The sequence below is a fragment of the Halorhabdus salina genome (assembly GCF_013839425.1).
In the GTDB taxonomy this organism is placed as follows: Archaea; Halobacteriota; Halobacteria; order Halobacteriales; family Haloarculaceae; genus Halorhabdus; species Halorhabdus salina.
This window is the reverse complement of the sequence record NZ_JACDNP010000001.1, coordinates 1-17,071: the sequence shown is the minus strand read 5'-3', so window position 1 is coordinate 17,071 and position 17,071 is coordinate 1. Positions and strand designations below refer to the sequence as shown.

The 17,071-nt window shown below is 62.6% G+C and carries 17 protein-coding genes; 10 read left to right on the top strand and 7 right to left on the bottom strand.

Going from position 1 to position 17,071, the window contains the following annotated elements:
• Positions 1 to 17: 17 nt before the first annotated feature.
• Positions 18 to 1,139, bottom strand: coding sequence for a pyridoxal phosphate-dependent aminotransferase (locus HZR20_RS00085; protein ID WP_181684562.1), 1,122 nt, complete (start codon positions 1,137 to 1,139; stop codon positions 18 to 20).
• Positions 1,140 to 1,335: 196 nt separating this feature from the next.
• Between HZR20_RS00085 and HZR20_RS00080 the strand changes: the two genes are divergently transcribed.
• The 4 genes from HZR20_RS00080 (at position 1,336) to HZR20_RS00065 (ending at position 4,830) form a co-directional block, all read left to right on the top strand.
• Positions 1,336 to 1,824 (top strand): MATE family efflux transporter, encoded by a 489-nt coding sequence (locus HZR20_RS00080; protein ID WP_258560316.1) that lies wholly within the window; start codon positions 1,336 to 1,338, stop codon positions 1,822 to 1,824.
• Positions 1,825 to 1,905: 81 nt separating this feature from the next.
• Positions 1,906 to 3,030: a citrate/2-methylcitrate synthase gene (locus HZR20_RS00075; protein ID WP_181684561.1), complete on the top strand. Its 1,125-nt coding sequence runs from the start codon at positions 1,906 to 1,908 to the stop codon at positions 3,028 to 3,030.
• An 88-nt stretch (positions 3,031 to 3,118) separates the two neighbouring features.
• Entirely contained in the window at positions 3,119 to 3,514 is a 396-nt protein-coding gene (locus tag HZR20_RS00070) for a YlbF family regulator (RefSeq protein WP_181684560.1), read from the top strand.
• A 179-nt stretch (positions 3,515 to 3,693) separates the two neighbouring features.
• Entirely contained in the window at positions 3,694 to 4,830 is a 1,137-nt protein-coding gene (locus tag HZR20_RS00065; protein ID WP_181684559.1) for a hypothetical protein, read from the top strand.
• Between the two features lie 66 nt (positions 4,831 to 4,896).
• On the opposite strand, the gene HZR20_RS00060 is transcribed toward HZR20_RS00065, so the two are convergent.
• Genes HZR20_RS00060 through HZR20_RS00045 form a run of 4 tightly spaced genes read right to left on the bottom strand, consistent with a single transcriptional unit; the run spans position 4,897 to position 8,525 of the window.
• Positions 4,897 to 5,412 carry a hypothetical protein gene (locus tag HZR20_RS00060; RefSeq protein WP_181684558.1) on the bottom strand — a complete coding sequence of 172 codons (516 nt, stop codon included), beginning with the start codon at positions 5,410 to 5,412 and terminating at the stop codon, positions 4,897 to 4,899.
• Positions 5,413 to 5,453: 41 nt separating this feature from the next.
• A complete protein-coding gene (locus tag HZR20_RS00055) occupies positions 5,454 to 7,139 on the bottom strand; it encodes a b(o/a)3-type cytochrome-c oxidase subunit 1 (protein WP_181684557.1) in 1,686 nt (561 codons plus the stop codon).
• Positions 7,140 to 7,661 (bottom strand): cytochrome c oxidase subunit II, encoded by a 522-nt coding sequence (locus tag HZR20_RS00050; RefSeq protein WP_181684556.1) that lies wholly within the window; start codon positions 7,659 to 7,661, stop codon positions 7,140 to 7,142.
• A gap of 12 nt (positions 7,662 to 7,673) precedes the next feature.
• Positions 7,674 to 8,525: a halocyanin domain-containing protein gene (locus tag HZR20_RS00045; protein ID WP_309484870.1), complete on the bottom strand. Its 852-nt coding sequence runs from the start codon at positions 8,523 to 8,525 to the stop codon at positions 7,674 to 7,676.
• A gap of 219 nt (positions 8,526 to 8,744) precedes the next feature.
• Between HZR20_RS00045 and HZR20_RS00040 the strand changes: the two genes are divergently transcribed.
• The 3 genes from HZR20_RS00040 (at position 8,745) to HZR20_RS00030 (ending at position 12,083) form a co-directional block, all read left to right on the top strand.
• Complete coding sequence (locus tag HZR20_RS00040) at positions 8,745 to 8,927, top strand: hypothetical protein (protein ID WP_181684555.1); 183 nt, start codon at positions 8,745 to 8,747, stop codon at positions 8,925 to 8,927.
• A 64-nt stretch (positions 8,928 to 8,991) separates the two neighbouring features.
• Positions 8,992 to 9,753 carry a sulfite exporter TauE/SafE family protein gene (locus HZR20_RS00035; RefSeq protein ID WP_181684554.1) on the top strand — a complete coding sequence of 254 codons (762 nt, stop codon included), beginning with the start codon at positions 8,992 to 8,994 and terminating at the stop codon, positions 9,751 to 9,753.
• Positions 9,754 to 9,755: 2 nt separating this feature from the next.
• Positions 9,756 to 12,083 carry a heavy metal translocating P-type ATPase gene (locus HZR20_RS00030; RefSeq protein ID WP_181684553.1) on the top strand — a complete coding sequence of 776 codons (2,328 nt, stop codon included), beginning with the start codon at positions 9,756 to 9,758 and terminating at the stop codon, positions 12,081 to 12,083.
• Here HZR20_RS00030 and HZR20_RS00025 read toward each other — a convergent pair whose 3' ends face one another.
• Entirely contained in the window at positions 12,084 to 12,518 is a 435-nt protein-coding gene (locus HZR20_RS00025) for a universal stress protein (RefSeq protein WP_181684552.1), read from the bottom strand.
• A gap of 102 nt (positions 12,519 to 12,620) precedes the next feature.
• Between HZR20_RS00025 and HZR20_RS00020 the strand changes: the two genes are divergently transcribed.
• A complete protein-coding gene (locus HZR20_RS00020; protein ID WP_181684551.1) occupies positions 12,621 to 13,754 on the top strand; it encodes a TrmB family transcriptional regulator in 1,134 nt (377 codons plus the stop codon).
• Positions 13,755 to 13,817: 63 nt separating this feature from the next.
• Here HZR20_RS00020 and HZR20_RS00015 read toward each other — a convergent pair whose 3' ends face one another.
• Positions 13,818 to 14,237 (bottom strand): universal stress protein, encoded by a 420-nt coding sequence (locus HZR20_RS00015; RefSeq protein WP_181684550.1) that lies wholly within the window; start codon positions 14,235 to 14,237, stop codon positions 13,818 to 13,820.
• 108 nt (positions 14,238 to 14,345) lie between these two features.
• Between HZR20_RS00015 and HZR20_RS00010 the strand changes: the two genes are divergently transcribed.
• Positions 14,346 to 15,497 carry an inorganic phosphate transporter gene (locus HZR20_RS00010; protein WP_181684549.1) on the top strand — a complete coding sequence of 384 codons (1,152 nt, stop codon included), beginning with the start codon at positions 14,346 to 14,348 and terminating at the stop codon, positions 15,495 to 15,497.
• Positions 15,498 to 15,601: 104 nt separating this feature from the next.
• Positions 15,602 to 16,414: an inositol monophosphatase family protein gene (locus HZR20_RS00005; RefSeq protein ID WP_181684548.1), complete on the top strand. Its 813-nt coding sequence runs from the start codon at positions 15,602 to 15,604 to the stop codon at positions 16,412 to 16,414.
• Positions 16,415 to 17,071 lie beyond the last annotated feature (657 nt).

Genomic DNA, 17,071 nt, shown 5'->3' with positions numbered 1-17,071 from the left:
CTCGATAACGGTGTTAGCTATTGAACTGCTTCAGTTGCTTCACGCATAACCTCGATCGCTTCCTTTAGCTGTTCGAGATCGGTCGCATAGGAGAGCCGCGCGTAGCCGGTGCCGCCGTCGCCGAAGGCGTCGCCGGGAACGACCACGACGCCGCGATCGATCACTGCATCGACCCAGCCCGCTGGCACCTTCGGCATCGCGTAGAACGCACCGCGGGGCTTGGGGGTTTCCAGCCCCATATCTTCGAAGCCGTCGAGCAACACGTCCCGGCGCTGCTGGAAGGCCTCGACCATCTCCGACACGCGATCTTGTGGCCCCGAGAGTGCGGCTTCGGCGGCGAACTGGGCGGGCGCGCTTGCACAGGCCTGACTGTACTGATGGACACGAAGCATGCGCTCGATACGGCCCTCGCTGCCAGTGACCCAGCCGAGCCGCCAGCCAGTCATCGAGTAAGTCTTCGAGCAGGCGTTGACCACGACGACGTTGTCGCTCTCTGTGAACTCCGCCGGCGAGCGGTGCTCACCCTCGAAGACGATGTGTTCGTAGACCTCGTCGGAGATGCAAAGCACGTCGTGCTCGTCGGCGATGCGGGCGAACTTGCGCATGTCCTCGGGCGATTGGACCGCACCGGTCGGGTTGGCGGGACTGTTGACGACGAAGGCTGCAGTCTCGTCGGTAATGGCGTCCTCGACGGCGGCGGGATCGAGCGTCAGGTCGTCCCGGAGGCCGATCGGCTTCGGCGTGCCGCCCGCGAGATGGGTTAGTGCATCGTAGGAAACAAAGCCCGGATCGGGGAAGATGACTTCTTCATTTGCATCGACGTGGGCTTCCAGCGCGAGGTGCAGCGCCTCGCTGCCGCCCGACGTGGCGATGATGTGCTCGGGGTCGACATCGAGATCGTTGTCCCTGGCGTGTTTTGCAGCGATGGCCTCCCGAAGCTCGCGGGTGCCCTTGTTCGAGGTGTAGGCGTCGGCCTTGCCGGCGCGGATTGCCTCGACGGCTGCCTCGCGAGCGTGTTCTGGGGCGGGAAAGTCCGGCTGGCCCAGACCGAGGTTGATCGCGTCCTCGCCGGCGGCTTCGAAGACCTCGCGGATGCCCGAGATCGAAACCTGCTCGACGCGCTGTGAGAAGTGGGTCATATACCCTCCGGGGAACGCGGGGGCGTTAATCCTTGCTACTGGGCGCGGTCGGACTCGGAATTCGGCCCGGAACCGGGACGCTACCGTTCGCGAGTGACGAAAGACATATACTCCGCGTTGGCATCCGTAGAGACAGTTCGCATGCCCGCCGCCCTGTAACTGGGCCTGCAATGCAGGCCCACGGCCGGTTCTCCCCCTGGAAGCTATTGCTTCCTGGCATCGTGATCGAGCTCGCCGGACGGTCTACGTCGCCATCGCGATTCTGGCGGCTGCTTTCCTGGCCGCGGGGGCGTTCACGTTCGTGTATGCACGCCCGATCGTGAGCCTGTTCATCACTGGGCCGGACGCCGCCCCGATCGTCGAGCACGGTGCGACGTTCCTCCGGGTTGTTGCACCGACCTGGGTCATCATGGCGTCCTATCACATGATGAACGGGGCATTCTACGGCTCGGGGTCGACTCGCCTGGCGATGGGCATCGGCGTGACGACGCTGTGGGGCGCTTGGGCGGTCTTCGCTGCGCTGTTCGTCCTCGTGTTCTCCCTCGGGGCGATCGGCGCGTGGTACGCGATCGCGCTCTCGAACGTCACGGCCGCACTCGTCGGGGCGATCGTGTTCGTCCGTGGCGATTGGCTGGCTGACGTCATCAGCGATGGAAGCGACGACACGGACGGGACTGAGAAGTAGGGGCAACGACCGACTCGACACGCGACGCGGGCGACGCCGAGTCGCCCACAGTTTTACCCCCCGAGTCAGTAGAGGGAGGCGATGACTGACGACGAGGTTCACGAGGGGTTGGCGGACGTGACCGTCGCGGAGACGCGCCTGAGCGACATCGACGGCGAGGCCGGCCAGCTGTGGATCGCGGGCTATCCCGTCGCCGAGCTGGCGGCCAACGCGAGCTACCCCGAGACGGTCTTCCTCCTGTTGTACGATCGCCTGCCCGACGCCGACGAACTGGCATCCTTCGAGGATCGACTCTGCTCGTACCGGACCCTCCCCGAACCCTGCCACGATGCCGTCGTGGCGGCTGCCCAGCGTGGCGCCGGACCGATGGCTGCGCTCCGGATGGGTGCAGCGACCGCCACGGCCGTCGAGCCCAACGATCCCGAGGCCGATGCGCTCCGGCTTATCGCCCGGCTGCCGACGATCACGGCGACCTACTGGCGCGTCATATCCGGGGAAGCACCGATCGAACCGCGATTAGATCTCTCCCACGCGGCCAACTACCTCTATATGCTGACGGGCGAGGAGCCGACTGCGGCCCAAGTCGCGGGGCTGGAAACGTATCTTACCGCGGTCGTCGACCACGGGCTCAACGCCTCGACGTTTACTGCCCGGACGATCGTCTCGACGGAATCGGAACTCGTCTCGGCGATCACGGGCGCGATCGGTGCGCTCCGTGGCGATCTCCACGGCGGCGCACCCGATCTGGTCTTGGGAATGCTCAAAGATCTCGAAGGTACTGACAACGTGCGGGCCGAACTCGAGACGCGCCTGGAACGCGGCGACCGCCTGATGGGGTTTGGCCACCGGGTGTACGACGCCCGCGATCCACGGGCTGCGGTGTTAGAAGACGCCACAGCGGCGTTCTACGAGGGCGAGGACGATTTCTTTGCGACGGCCAAGGCGATCGAAGACGTGGCGAGGGACGTGTTGGCCCAACACCGGCCCGACCTGGATCTCGACACGAACGTCGAGTTCTACACGGCTGTCCTGCTCCATGGCGTCGGCATCCCGCCCGAGTTGTTCACGCCAACCTTTGCGATTTCGCGGGTCGCCGGCTGGACGGCCCACTGTCTCGAACAGCGCGAGAACAACCGACTGATTCGCCCGCGGAGCAAGTTTGTCGGGGGCCGCGGGCGTGAGTGGGCCCCAGTCGACGAGCGGTGAGCCAGACGAGCCAGAACAGATTCGCGGAACAACCGGCCGAACCTGCTCCCTTCCGACTGGTTTTACTCGTCGTGACCCACGTAGCGGTATGAGCGTCGATACTGACACCAGTGAGACGGAAATCGAGGCGGTCGACCGACTCGCCAGCAAGTTGGGGGAGGCGATCGCTGATCTGCCGGAACACGAGGACTTTCGTGAAGCGAAGGCCGCCGTCGAGGCTGACGAGGAGGTTCAAGAACACATCGCGACCTTCGAGCGCAAACGCGAGGCATTCCAGCGCGCGAAGCAACGTGGCGAGGCCAGCGAACTCGATCGCCGTGAACTCGAAGACGCCCACCAGGACCTCCAGTCCTTGCCGGTGATGGAAGAGTACCTGCAGGCCCAAAGTGCTCTGGAGCGACGCCTCGGGCGCGTTGATGCGGAAATTTCGGCCGAACTGGCGGTCGATTTCGGCGAGAAGGCCGGCGGCTGCTGTCAGCACTAGACCGACGCTGTCCCCGCTAGTTCCCTCCCTACCGTTGTCTGTTTCGACGTGCTCTTCGAAAGATGGCCAGCCCCAGGCGACTCGATGTCGTCGACATCGGTGATCGAATCGACCTGTGACGAGCTCAGGGAGCGCCAGCGGAAGTAACTTTAATACCGTTGGTTCACCGACGTATGTTCATGAGCAACACGCAGACGTACGAGCCGGTAACTCTCTCCGCGGACGGTATCACTGTCGTCAAGCGGTTCGAGGCCGACGAGTTCCCGGTTCCTGCGATCGCGTTCAACATCACGTCCCAGCGGACTGAACCGGTGACGGTCACGCTAACCGACGACGTGCCGGGCGATGTTACCGTCGAGGATCTCGGCTTTCACCCGGAGTACGGCAGCGAACATTGGACAATCGACGAGGACACAATCACCTTCGAACGGGAGATCGATGCGGATTCGGAGTACACGACCGTCTACGGGATCCGCGCGACGGGGACAGATGACGTCGAGAAATTCCTGACTGAACCGACGATCGAGTCCGTCGACCCGCCAATGGAAGCCGAGGAAGATCTGGTTGAGGACGCCGGCAGCGACGTGGTTCGGGACGTCATCGCGGGTGACAGCGACAGCGTGCCAGGGCTGGAAGACACCGACGACGAGGAGATCGAAACCCTGGATCTGGCCGATCCCAACGAAGAGCAAGCAGGCAGTGAAAGTGCTGAAAGCGGTGACGGAGCGACGATCGACGGTGTCAAACCTGGCTCGGTCGCCAAGACGCTCGCCGCCGAGATCCGGCAGGACGCCGTCGACGACGCCACCCTGGCGGTACTCGAAGAGGAACTTGATCTGGGCGGGCCCGGCGGTTCCGGCGGAGGCGGAGGCGGTGACGGGGACGGTGCTGTCGACGCCCGGATCCAGCACCTCCAGAACGAAGTCAGTGACCTCACCGCGTATACGTCCGCCCTTGAGGAGTTCCTCGACGAGAACGGACAGGGTGACGAATTAATCGAGGAGTTCCGCGATCGTCTCGAATCGTTCGAGGGTGATCTTTCGAGCGTCCAGCGTGAACTCGAAGCGATCGAAGGCGAGGTCGGGTCAGTCCAGGACACTGTCTCGACCCACAGCGAGACTGTCGACGACGTCGAGGCGACTGTCGAGGACCTCGATTCGACGGTGACGGACCTCGAATCCCAGATCGAGGACGTCTCTGAGCAGGTCGGCGACACGAGCGAGATCGACGACCGACTGGAAGATATCGAGGACACGATCGAAGACCTCGAAGCGTGGCGCGAACAGCTCTCGTCGGTTATCGGCGGCGCGGAGTGACCATAGGGAACGACGTTCGAATCGACCCAAAATTCCTGCCGGTATCCCGGAAACGTCCTGTACGCGTTATCGCTGGACGGGGAAGCCACCGATCCGGACAGTCCTCTCCGTGGTAATCGGATCGCTCCCGTAGCGCGTTCTGGTCACCGTCAGTGACTGGGGCGTCTCACCTGTCGGGAGCGACCACTGAACGAACAGTGTCGTCGAGGCACTCGGCCCGATTTCGCCGCTTTCGGCGACAGTCGATCCAACTGTCCCGTCGCCGGTCCTGAGTGGCCCGACGTTGACGGCGACCGGTCCTGGCCCACTGTTCTGGACATCGATCTCCAGGGTGAACAGCCAGGCGTCGTCGGTCGCCTGGATCGAGCCGTTTTCGATCGTCGCCGTCACGTTTTCCCCGTGGACGTTCGTCAGGAGATCGTCGCCAACCGAGAACGTCTCGGGGGCCGGCGTCGGCGTCCCGGCCGTGTCCTCACTGCCGAGGTGCTGATTGAACAGGCTGAGAAAGGTTGCCCCTTCGATCAAAAGCGGAATCCCGATCGCGACGACGAGCAACACCTTCACGAGCGTCGCACGTTCCATCGGTCTGGTATTCAATTGCCGGCCACTTGGATGTGGCCCCGTCAGACGGGGAACCCGGGACTGCCTGGGTTCAGGACGCCGTCGCCGATCATGCTCGCAATCGGTGGCCCGTAGGCGATCAGGATGAGGACGATCGCGATGGCCGTCCACAGTCGCAGGTTATCAAGCACCCGGGGCGAGTGTTCGGGGCCCGAAAGCGCCGCCGGCAGATGGCTATTGACCGATAGTGTCCCCCGGCCACGCTCGGCGAGCCAGGTTCCCGTCATCACGACGAGGAACAGCCCGAGTCCGAGGAACAACAGCGTCCCACCAAGGGCGATCTGGATTTGCATCTCACCCATCCCACCAAGTACCTCGGGGAAGGTCGCATCGACGACGTTGTACTCCGGTTCGGCCGTCCGTCGCGGCACACCGGCCAGGCCAGCCCGGTGCATCGCATTTGACATCAACGTCATCCCGACGAACCAGACGTACGGCTGGACGATCGCCAGATTGCGGTGCTGGAGGCGCTTGCCGGTTATCTGTGGGACCAACCAGTAGGAGACGGCCATGAACGTCAGGGCAGCGGCGGTCCCGACGGTCAGGTGGAAGTGACCCGGTACCCACAGCGTGTTGTGGATGAGATAGTTGATGTTCATCCCGGCGTTGATCATTCCGGAGAACCCACCTGCGGCGAACATGATGCCCGCGAGGGCGCTCCCGGCGAAGGCGGGATTGTCCCAGGGCAGGTTCCACAGCCAGGAGAGATAGCCCGTCCCGCCCCGTTGGCGCGCGCCGTGTTCCATGCTCGCGACGACGGTGAAGGCGGTTAGCAGACTCGGCAACAGCAGGAACATCGTGTTCGTCATCGCGATAAACTTGAAGCCCTCAGGGATGCCGGGATCCAGATACTGGTGGTGGAACCCGACGGGCGTCGAGAGGATGACGAACAGGACGAAGACGATCCGGGCCAGGGCGTCGCTGACGAGGCGACCGCCGGCCAACTTGGGCAGGATCGTATACCAGATGAAGTACGCTGGCATGAGCCAGAAGTAGACGACTGGGTGGCCGAAGTACCAGAACAGCGTCCGCGTCAGGAGCGGGTCGACCTCGCTGATCAGCCCCAGCGACCACGGGATCAGGAAGACGACGACCTCGATGGCGACGCCGACCGTCGAGACGTACCACATGATCATCGTCGTCAGGACCATGAACGTCTGGAGCGGAATGCGTTCGTCGGGGTTGTCTTTACGCCAGGCCCAGAAGGTTCGGAACCAGTCGAACCCGGCGATCCAGGAGCCGACGATCAATAGCGCCGCACCGATGTAGAACACCGGGCTGGCCTGCAGCGGTGGGTAGAATGTGAAGAGGACGTCCGCACTGAGAGGCAACTCGGGGAAGAACCCGCCGATGATCGCGATTGCCGCCAGCCCACTCCCGACGAGCATCGTCAGGAACCACGCCCACGTCAATCGCGGGTTCGGCAGTGACCGCTCTAGACTGTTGGTGACACCCCAGGTGAACAGCCCGGCGATGAAGAACGTCGTAAACACCAGAGCCAGCAAGACGCCGTGGCCGGTGAGGACGGTATAGTAATCCGTCGAGTTGATGAGCCCACGGAAGACGCCAGTCCGATGGAGGGCCTGGATCAGTCCGAAGAGGCCGCCGATGGCCAGCGCGATGAACGCCACACCGAAGTTTGCGCGCACAACCTTCGCCGCGTCGGGGTACTCGTCGACAAATGCCATTCAGACACCCTCCGTGCTGTTATATTCCGACTGCGGGACGACTTCGAGTCGCCCTTCCATCGTGTGGTGACCGCCGCCGCAGTACTCGTTACAGACGATGCCGTACGAACCGGGTTCCTCGAAGTTGACGGTCAACTCTGCGACCTGTCCGGGAATGACCATTGTATTGACGTTTGTGCCGGCGATGTTGAACCCGTGGGTGACGTCCGACGCGGTCACGTAGAAGGTGACTGTCGAACCCGCGGGCACCTCGATTGGCTGACTCGTGCCGGGGATGAACTGGAACTGCTGGGCTTTCACGTAGACCTCGTACTCGTTCGGTCCCGTCTTGGTGACTCCTGGGTCGTCGAATCCAGTCCCAGATGACCCGGACTGGACCTCCTCGGCGTCGATGGTCCCGCCGGAGTTGTCTATCATCTTCACGCCGGGTCCCAGCGAACCGTAAGCAACGGTCGAAATGAACCCGATGATCAACAGCAGTGCAATCGCGATCCAGAGTTTTTCGAAGCGATGGATGTCCATACCTGTACCCTCCTACCCGATTACCGTCGGGCCACGTCCCAGGAACTCCACGAAGTACATGAACACCCACAGCGTGACCACCAGCAACAGATAGCCGATGACCAGCGAGAGCGTTCCCCAGGGGTCGTACTCGTCGTGTTCGATCTCCTGTGCCGGCGCTTCGACGGGGGCCTCCTCGGCCACGGGCGGCCCCTCGCGCTCCTCGACGCGCTTGAGTTGGTTTCGGGTTTCGTCCGATGGGCCGACCGCTCTGTCACGGCCACGGAACCGCAAGAACGCCGCAAAGATGAGCGGTGAGGCGACAGCCAGACCGAAGCTCCCCGCCAGCAGCCAGCCTTCCTGGGAGAGCTGGAAGCTACCGCCGCCGCCGTCCTCGCCGCCTGCGCCGGCACCCATATCACCAATCACGATCGCCCCTTTCATGCCGACCGCGAGGTGGGGATCGCAAAAGTACTTCGAGATGCCCGTCTCCTCGAAGGTCTGTTCGAACGTCTCGCCGGCTTCGTTGACCGCCGTCCCCGACGAATAGCCGTCGTTTTCGGCGACGACGTTGTGAGCGCCGCCACGGCCAGTCCACTCCCAGACGACTGTCGTCCCGGGATCGACTCTGACTGCCGCGGGACCGAACCCCCAGTCGCTCCCGTTGGCCTGGACGCCAACCTCGACGGTCACTTCGTCCTGACCGCGCCGGTCGACGATGCCGTCGTAGTTCGAGACGTCCGAAAACCAGCCATCGAAATCCACGCCCGACTGTGCCGTGGCGGTGCCAGTCGCCGCCAGGCCGGCGGCGGCCGTGCCGGCGGCCGCTCCACCGCGGAGCAACTCTCGCCGGGTCAGTCCGTCGATCCCCGACCGTCCGCTCACGGCCGATCACCGCCCGTTCGAACGGTCCTGCTCGGCTCTGTCACGGCGGCGGATCGCGTGGCCCACGTCGATCCAGACGCGACCAGGAAGCGTCCTCGCCGTGAGTGGCGCTGTACCATGCCCACAAGCTTTCCCCTCAGGCGTAAAAAACCAGCCATCTCTTGTAATCCCATGCAATGAGGGGTTGGGTTTTAAGCATTTGAACCCGAAGCGCCGCCTATGGAACTCAACGTTCGGGCATATCCGCTGCTCGCGTTGCTCGCACTCATTCCCGTTGTCGCGTTCGTTACCGGGCGCTCGACCATCGCCGTGTTATCGCTCGTCAACGTCCTGCTGATCGCTGGGTCGCTGTCTCTCATGTTTGGCATCCGTGAATCCAGACGAGGAGAACTAACGGCGTGATGGGGATTGCTTGCTCCGGCATCGCCGCCGTTGTTACCAGCTCACCCGTTGGGATAGCGATACGATGAGTACGGCACTCACTGATCCCAGTCTGGCCGTCTTGTTCGCCATCGGGCTGTTTGGCGGTGCTCACTGCCTCGGGATGTGTGGGCCGCTGGTGACGTTGTACGGCGATCGGATGGCTGGGCGGGACGCTCGCGGCCCCAGCTTTCATGCACTCCGCCAGCACGGGCTGTTCAACCTCGGGCGGACGATCAGTTACACCTTGATCGGCGGACTGCTGGGCGCGCTGGGTGCCCTCGCGACCGATGCCGTCGGCGGACTCCCGGTGGCGACGACGCTCAGGGGGGCAACTGGCGTCCTCGTCGGGGCTGTGATCGTCCTCCTCGGGCTGGGCTACGTCGTGACCGGCACGAGTCCAACCGGCGGGTCGCTGCCGTTCGTCGGCGGTATCTTCCAGCGCGTGACGGGCGCGTTGACGGCACGGGTCGACCGATACGTCGACGGCCCGGGCATCCTCGCCCTGGGTGCCGTCCACGGCCTCTTGCCCTGCCCGCTGTTGTATCCGGCCTACCTCTATGCGCTTTCGTCCGGCTCGGCACTGACTGGCGCACTCGCCCTTGGCGCACTCGGGCTCGGGACGATCCCGGCGCTGTTCGCCTACGGGACGGCCTTCCAGTCGCTCTCGGTCGCCGCTCGACAGCGGATTCACCGCGCGCTGGGCGTGGCGTTCGTCGTTCTCGGGACGATTCCACTCGCGAAGGGACTATCACTGTTCGGCGTCGCTATTCCGCATCTTCCGCTGCCGATGCCACCTGCCTTCTGAATATGTCCGACTCCTGTACGCTCTGTGACCTGCCAACGCCCGATCCACCCGTGACCGACGACGAAGTCCCGGGCACGTTTTGCTGTCAGGGCTGTCTCGAAGTCGCTCGCCAGGTCGAGGACGTCGAAGCCACCGACGCGACGGCCGCCCGCGAGGCCGTCCAGACCGGCGATATCGACGGGGCCGACGGCGAGACGGCCTATCTCTCCGTCGAGGGGATGCACTGTGGGACCTGCGAGGCGTTCGTCGAGTCCCAGGCGGTCGGAGACGGCGGTGTCCAGGCGGCCCAGGCCAGCTATCCCGCGAGCACGGTCAAAGTCGTCTACGATCCCGACCAGACCGAACCAGACGCCGTCGCCGAAACCATCTCCGGTCTCGGATACGACGCGAGCGAACGCGCGCAGGGCGACCGCGAGACTGCGTCGATCCAACAGGGTCGACTCCTGGTCGGCGGCTTCTTCGGCATGATGACGATGGTCTGGTACGTCCTCTTTCTGTACCCGACGTATCTGGGGTTCGAGGGTGCAGCACTGCTGAACGTCGACGGGCCGGCCGGGGCCTACCTGCTGGCGAACGTCTGGGTCATGGCCACGATCGTCCTCGGCTACACGGGCTTTCCGATCCTCCGCGGGGCGTACGTCAGCCTCCGGGCCGGGTATCCGAACATGGACCTGTTGGTGGCATTGGCCGCCTCGACGGCGTATCTCTACAGCGCAATCGCGTTCCTGGCCGGCCACACCGAGGTGTACTTCGACATCACCGTCGTCGTCGTGGTCGTCGTCTCGCTTGGCAACTACTACGAACAGCGGATCAAGCGCCGCGCCGCTGCCGGACTAAGCGAACTCACGGCCAGGCAGGTCGATCGGGCTCGCCGCCGCGGCCCCGATGGCACCGAGGAAGTCAGCGTCGACGACCTGCAGCCTGACGACGAAGTGATCGTCGAGAGCGGCGAGCGCATCCCGGTCGATGGCACCGTCCGCGAAGGCAATGGGGCCGTCGACGAGTCGCTGGTGACCGGCGAATCCCTGCCCGAGCGCAAGGTACCCGGCGATTCGGTCATCGGCGGCTCGATGGTGACCAGCGGCGGCCTGATCGTCTCGGTCGCCGCCGACGCCACGAGCACGCTGGATCGCCTCGTCGATCACCTCTGGGCCATCCAGAGTTCCCGACCTGGCGTCCAGCGACTGGCCGATCGGATCGCCGCCGTGTTCGTCCCGGGCGTCGTGGCGCTCTCGATCGCGGCCTTCGTGGTTCATCTCGCCCTCGGCGCGGTACCGACGGCCGCGCTCCTGACCGGACTCGCGGTGTTGATCGTCTCCTGCCCCTGTGCGTTGGGGCTGGCCACACCGCTTGCGGTCGCTTCGGGAATCCGCGCCGCGCTCGATCGTGGGATTGTCGTCACAGACGGCGCGGCCTTTGAACGCGCCGAAGCGGCTGATGTGGTTGTTTTCGACAAAACCGGAACGCTGACGACAGCTGATCTCACGCTGCTGGAAGCGCCGGGCGGCGAGGCCTTACAGCGGGCTGGGGCGCTCGAACAGTTCGCCGACCACCCGATCGCCGGTGCGATCGTCGAGGCCGCGGACGATTCCCTGCCCGAAGTCGGCGATGTCGAGACCCATCCAGGGCGCGGCGTCTCGGGGACAGTCGATGTCGAGGACGTTCTGGTCGGGTCAGTCGCGCTCTTCGAGGCTCAGGGCTGGTCGGTTCCAGCGGAATTACGCACTCGGGTTAAGGCGGCCCACGAACGCGGGACGATTCCGGCACTGATCGGCTGGGAGGGCGAGGCTCGCACACTCGCTGTGGCGGGCGATCAGCCTCGGCCGGAGTGGGAACAAACGGTCGAAGCACTCGCGGCCGAGCACGAAATCGTCGTCCTCACGGGCGACAGCGACCGGGCGGCCGCCCGGTTTCGCGACCATTCCGCGGTCGATTCCGTGTTCGCGGGCGTCCCCCCGGAAGGGAAGGCCGCAACTGTCCGACGACTGGGGGCCGATCGGACGGTGGCCATGGTGGGCGACGGGAGTAACGACGCGCCCGCACTGGCCGAGGCAGATCTGGGCATCGCCGTGGCGACGGGGACCAAACTCGCCGCCGACGCCGCCGACGCGGTCGTGATGAGCGACGACCTCTCTCGGGTGCCAGACGTCTTCACGCTACTGACCGCTGCGCGCCGCCGTATCAGGCAGAATCTCGGGTGGGCGTTTCTCTACAACGCCGTCGCCCTCCCGGTCGCCGTCGCTGGCCTCTTGAATCCCCTCGTGGCTGCGGTGGCGATGGCGACCAGCAGCCTCCTGGTCGTCGCTAACTCCGCCCGGTCGCTGTCCTGACTACCGGACGACCGTTACCGGGACCGTCGAGCGCCGCAAGACACGCTCGGTGACGCTACCGAGAATGAACCGCGAGAGCCCTCCTCGACCGTGGGTTCCCATCACGACGTGATCTATCTCGTGATCGTCACCGTATTCGACGATGCTGTTGGCCGGGCGGCCGACGACGAGCTCGCTTTCGGTGACAGTCAGGCCAGCTCGCTGGGCGGTTTCCCGTGCGTCGTCGATGATATCACGTCCACGGCCGGTCGCTTCCTGTGACCAATTGTCCAAAGGCCCCGGTACGGCTGTCCAGTCGAACTCGTAGCTGGTTTCGACGTGGTCAATCACGTGCAGGAGGTGGACCGCCGCGTCAGGGTGTTCCCGAGTGACGTACTCCAGGGCACGTTCGGACATTGGGGAGCCGTCGAACGGGACGAGGACGGTCTCGACCATACTAGATGTGGCACGGACTCACACATGAACGTTCGGGCGTCTGGGCTGATACTGACGACCGACCAGAATAATCATTACTCGTCCAACCGGCGACTATCCCACATGAAACCCGACGAGTTACAGGCAGCCTTGGAGAACGCTGGGCTCACGTCCTATCAGTCCGAGGCATATCTCACTGTCTTGGATCTCGGCATCACTCCGGCTGTCAAAGTCGCCCAGAACTCCTCGATCCCAACCTCACAGATCTACAAGATTCTTCGGGACCTCGAACGCCAGGGATACGTCGAGACGATCGATCGCGACCAGTTACACGTCCGACCAACAGAACCCGAGGTCGTTCTCGATCAGCTTCGCTCGCAGGGCCGACGACTCCAGGATGCGGCGGACGATATCGAGGACCGCTGGGAACGGCCCCATCTCACCGAGCACGGGATGAGTGTCGTCAAACATCAAGAGACGATCATCGAACGGGCGAGAGAAACCTTTGCCGACAGCGAGAGCCTGATCGAAGCCGTGCTGACCGGCCAACAGTTCGAGTCGCTGTTGCCGGCCCTCCGGGAAGCCAAATCTTCGGGTGTCGTCGTCCGCGTCAGCGTCTACGCTGATCCCGAAAGTAAGGCATCCGTCGAAGAGCTCCCCTACGAGGACGCGGTGACGGAACTACGCTGGTCGTACATTCCGGGGCCATCCTTGGCTGTTGTCGACCGCCGCCACTGCTATTTCACACCGAACACCCGCGCACCGGAGCAGTACGGCGTCATGATCGACGACGACATTCTCTCCTTTATTTTCCACTGGTACTTCTACACGTGCAACTGGTCGCTGAACGAACGGGCGTACGTCGACACGGACGACGGCTGGTCGTTCGTCACCTTAGAGGAGTTTATTCAGGATTTCAGTCTGCTGTTCGACGAATCAGTCGACGTCTCGATCGTGGCCACTGGATACGACAACCAGACCCACCAGGTCGAAACAGTCTCTGGCCAGGTCATCGCTACCTCCTATCAGGACGATTTCCGGATCGAGGATCCGCCTTCGATCGATCAACTCGCTTCGGGGCTGACCGTGACTATCGACGACGATGGGTCGCCGTACACGATCGGGAGTTGGGGCTCAATCTTCGAAGATATGGAGGCCTATCGGATTCATATCGACGAGATTTCGCTCGTTCCGCCATCACAGGACCGATCGGCCGCGGTCGTGGATCTCACACCTGACGAGCAGCCCCTGGAGTAACTGCCGGTCGAAATTCTGGGGTTTTCGGTGTCGAAACTGCGTTTGCATGGCGGATTCGTCAGTTCACCGGACGATCGTCACCGGCACAGGCGAGCGGCGGAACACCTTCTCGGCGACGTTCCCGATGAGCAAGCGGTCGACGAGTGACTCTCCGTGGGTTCCGATGACAACCTGATCGAAGTCCGCAGCGCGGTTGACGATCGCTTTCGCCGGACTCCCCATCCCTACGTCCGTCTCTATTTCGCGACCGTGATCGGCAGCGATTTCCCTTGCCCGATCCAGAACGGTCTCGGCGTGGGTCTCCTTGGCCGACTCGAGGTCGTCTTCCATCGCGAGACCCATCGCCTCGCCCATCCATGGCGAGGGTTCGCCGACGACGTGCAGGACCGTGATATCGGCGTCCGGAACGGTATCGAGGGCGTACTGAAGTGCCGTTGCGGCCATCTCGGAGTCGTCCATCGCAACGAGAATACGATCGGCCATGAGTTTCATTACGCAACCACCTAAGATAAAGTCTAACACGATCGACTGGACGGCTACAGTCAACACTCATATCACTACATATACGTTGCTGCTGGGCAACGATTGTCTATGGTCAGTCTCTTGCTGGCGCTTGGGGTTCTCGTTGCGACGTTTGTCGGGTTCAATATCGGTGGTTCTTCGACGGGTGTCGCCTGGGGACCGGCCGTCGGTGCGGAAGTCGTCAATAAGACGGTTGCGGCCGGGTTGATGACGGTGTTCGTCTTCGTGGGCGGATGGACGCTGGGTCGGAACGTCATCGATACGCTCGGTGGCGACCTCGTGCCGGAGTTCTCGTTGACGGCCGCGACCGTCATTCTGGCGTTCATCGGGCTGGGAATGCTGGTCGCTAACATCTACGGTGTCCCCGTTTCCACGTCGATGACTGCTGTTGGTGCAATCTCAGGGTACGGCTTCGCGACGAACACGCTCGATCGGGCTGCCCTTGGCGGGATTGTCGTCTGGTGGCTCATCGCACCGATCGTCGGGTTCTGGGTGGGTAGTCTCATCGGCCGGTACATCTATCCCTATCTCGAACACCGGATTTCCATTCCCGAGTCCGAGGGGCCGCTGCTCACCTACCGATGGGCAGCCATCGTCCCTGTCCCACAACTCGGTCCTGGAACTACGATTCGCGAACTGTACAGTGCTATTCTCGTGTTGCTCATCGCCTGTTACATGTCTTTCAGTGCCGGCGCAAGCAACGTGGCAAACGCTGTCGCGCCACTGGTCGGTGGGGGGAGTCTCGACATTGAACCGGCGGTCCTCCTCGGGACGGTAGCGATCGGTATCGGGGCGTTTACGATCGCCCGGCGAACAATGGAGTCAGTCGGCAACGACATTACTGACCTGCCGATGCTGGCCGCGATGGTCGTCATGGTTGTTGCCTCAACGATTACGACTTTCCTGTCCTGGATCGGGATCCCGATGAGCCTGGCCATGGCGACGATCATGACGATTATCGGTCTCGGATGGGGCCGGGCGACGCGGACGGCGACTGTCCCGGAGCTCGTTACTGGGGAGGCAGAGACCAACATCTCGGTCGATACGCTCGCGGCTGAGACGGATGACGGTCCATCACCGATCGGCGAGGAGGACCCTGGCGAAATAACAACGGCCACACAACTGTTCAACCCGGGGACTGTCGTCCGGTTTGTGTCGTTCTGGATTCTCGGTCCCAGCATGGCAACACTGCTCTCGTTTTCGTTTTTCACCGTTTTCTGAGCGATCTATCTGGATCGGATGAACGCAATTTGACTGCTGCCGATCGATCGAGTCCCATCACTGAAGCCACTGGAAGCAATACAGTAGGTTCCTGAGGCATTGACGTGGGACGAACTGATACGCTGACGGCCGCAGAATCGCTCGCAATTGCCCGCGACGCCGCCGAGTCAGGCGCGGAGATCGCCTGCCGGTACTTTCGGGAGGGCATCGACAATGACTTCAAACGCGATCGGATGGATCCGGTCTCAAAAGCCGATCAGGAGGCCCAAGAGCGGATCATCGAACTCCTGACCGAGCGCGATCCCGATGCGGTGATCGTCGGTGAGGAGAACGATGCCGAAAAGACCGTTCCCGAGTCCGGTCCCGCCTGGATCATCGATCCGATCGACGGCACCAATAATTTCGTCCGGGACAATCGTCTCTGGGGGGTCAGCCTCGCACGGACGGTTGAGGGCGACCCGATCGCCGCCGCGACGGCACTCCCGGCGATCGGTGATACCTACGCCGCAGGCGCCGATCGCGTCGAACGCAACGGCGTAGAGTCTTCGGTCAGCGACCGCACGGACCCCTCGTCGTTGATCGTCGCGCCGATCTTCGGGCTGAAAGACCGCGACCGGGACGATTACGACGAGGTGACGAGCTACATCCACCACGAGCTGGGCGACCTGCGGCGGCTGGGCAGCGGGCAAACCTCCATGGCGATGGTCGCCTGCGGCGAGATCGACGCCGCAATCTCGACTGTCCATATGACCGCCTGGGACACCGTTGCCGGCGCGCACATGGTTCGAGCCGGTGGCGGTCGCGTGACCGATCTCGACGGCAATCGCTGGCGACACGACAGCGAGTCGCTGATCGCCACCAACGGCGCGGTGCACGAGGCGATCCTCGATGGGTTGACCGACCGGCTAGATCGTTGATTTAGACGGATTCGTGTCGTGAGCGGTATCCGCCGGCTCCGACTCGGTGTCATCTGGGAATACTCGACACAGCTCTTGGCGAACGTAGTGAAACAGTCGGTGTCTGATGAGTGGAGTGGTGCAAGATAGAAGGCACAAAGTCCGCAGGTATCGATATCGGGCTGATAGAGCAATCGGCCGTGATTGAGACTGTATACTTCATTGATAAGACAGAATTTTTGATGTCTTATATTGGCAGTACACTTAAGTTATAGACCGAGTTAGAAATGAGATGAATATTGATAGATATAGACTTATCATATCTTGATCCGAGTAAATTCGAATCCTTAGCAAGTGATCTCCTGATGGAAAAGAGAGAGGGAGTCAGGACAGTCGATGGATCTGGTGGGGATGATGGTATTGATTGTTTCAAAGGACAGACCCAAGGCGAATTAACAATATACCAACATAAATTCTTTACTGGCCGTCTCAATCATTCTCGAAAGTCACAGATTCAAAGCTCATATGAAACAGCAAAGGAGAAGCACCCAGGGTTGGAGAGATGGTGCCTTCTAATTGCTTTAGACTTTACTCCTAAAGGGCCTTGTTTAGACGCTCGAAACCACGCAGTTCAGCGCCTCCTGAATTCGTATAGATTTCCTAGTAGCTCACGCTAAA

Coding starts and splice junctions, on each gene's coding strand:
- HZR20_RS00085 (WP_181684562.1), bottom strand. CDS start 1,139: ATGACCCACTTCTCACAGCGCGTCGAGCAGGTTTCGATCTCGGGCATC.
- HZR20_RS00075 (WP_181684561.1), top strand. CDS start 1,906: ATGACTGACGACGAGGTTCACGAGGGGTTGGCGGACGTGACCGTCGCG.
- HZR20_RS00070 (WP_181684560.1), top strand. CDS start 3,119: ATGAGCGTCGATACTGACACCAGTGAGACGGAAATCGAGGCGGTCGAC.
- HZR20_RS00065 (WP_181684559.1), top strand. CDS start 3,694: ATGAGCAACACGCAGACGTACGAGCCGGTAACTCTCTCCGCGGACGGT.
- HZR20_RS00060 (WP_181684558.1), bottom strand. CDS start 5,412: ATGGAACGTGCGACGCTCGTGAAGGTGTTGCTCGTCGTCGCGATCGGG.
- HZR20_RS00055 (WP_181684557.1), bottom strand. CDS start 7,139: ATGGCATTTGTCGACGAGTACCCCGACGCGGCGAAGGTTGTGCGCGCA.
- HZR20_RS00050 (WP_181684556.1), bottom strand. CDS start 7,661: ATGGACATCCATCGCTTCGAAAAACTCTGGATCGCGATTGCACTGCTG.
- HZR20_RS00040 (WP_181684555.1), top strand. CDS start 8,745: ATGGAACTCAACGTTCGGGCATATCCGCTGCTCGCGTTGCTCGCACTC.
- HZR20_RS00035 (WP_181684554.1), top strand. CDS start 8,992: ATGAGTACGGCACTCACTGATCCCAGTCTGGCCGTCTTGTTCGCCATC.
- HZR20_RS00030 (WP_181684553.1), top strand. CDS start 9,756: ATGTCCGACTCCTGTACGCTCTGTGACCTGCCAACGCCCGATCCACCC.
- HZR20_RS00025 (WP_181684552.1), bottom strand. CDS start 12,518: ATGGTCGAGACCGTCCTCGTCCCGTTCGACGGCTCCCCAATGTCCGAA.
- HZR20_RS00020 (WP_181684551.1), top strand. CDS start 12,621: ATGAAACCCGACGAGTTACAGGCAGCCTTGGAGAACGCTGGGCTCACG.
- HZR20_RS00015 (WP_181684550.1), bottom strand. CDS start 14,237: ATGGCCGATCGTATTCTCGTTGCGATGGACGACTCCGAGATGGCCGCA.
- HZR20_RS00010 (WP_181684549.1), top strand. CDS start 14,346: ATGGTCAGTCTCTTGCTGGCGCTTGGGGTTCTCGTTGCGACGTTTGTC.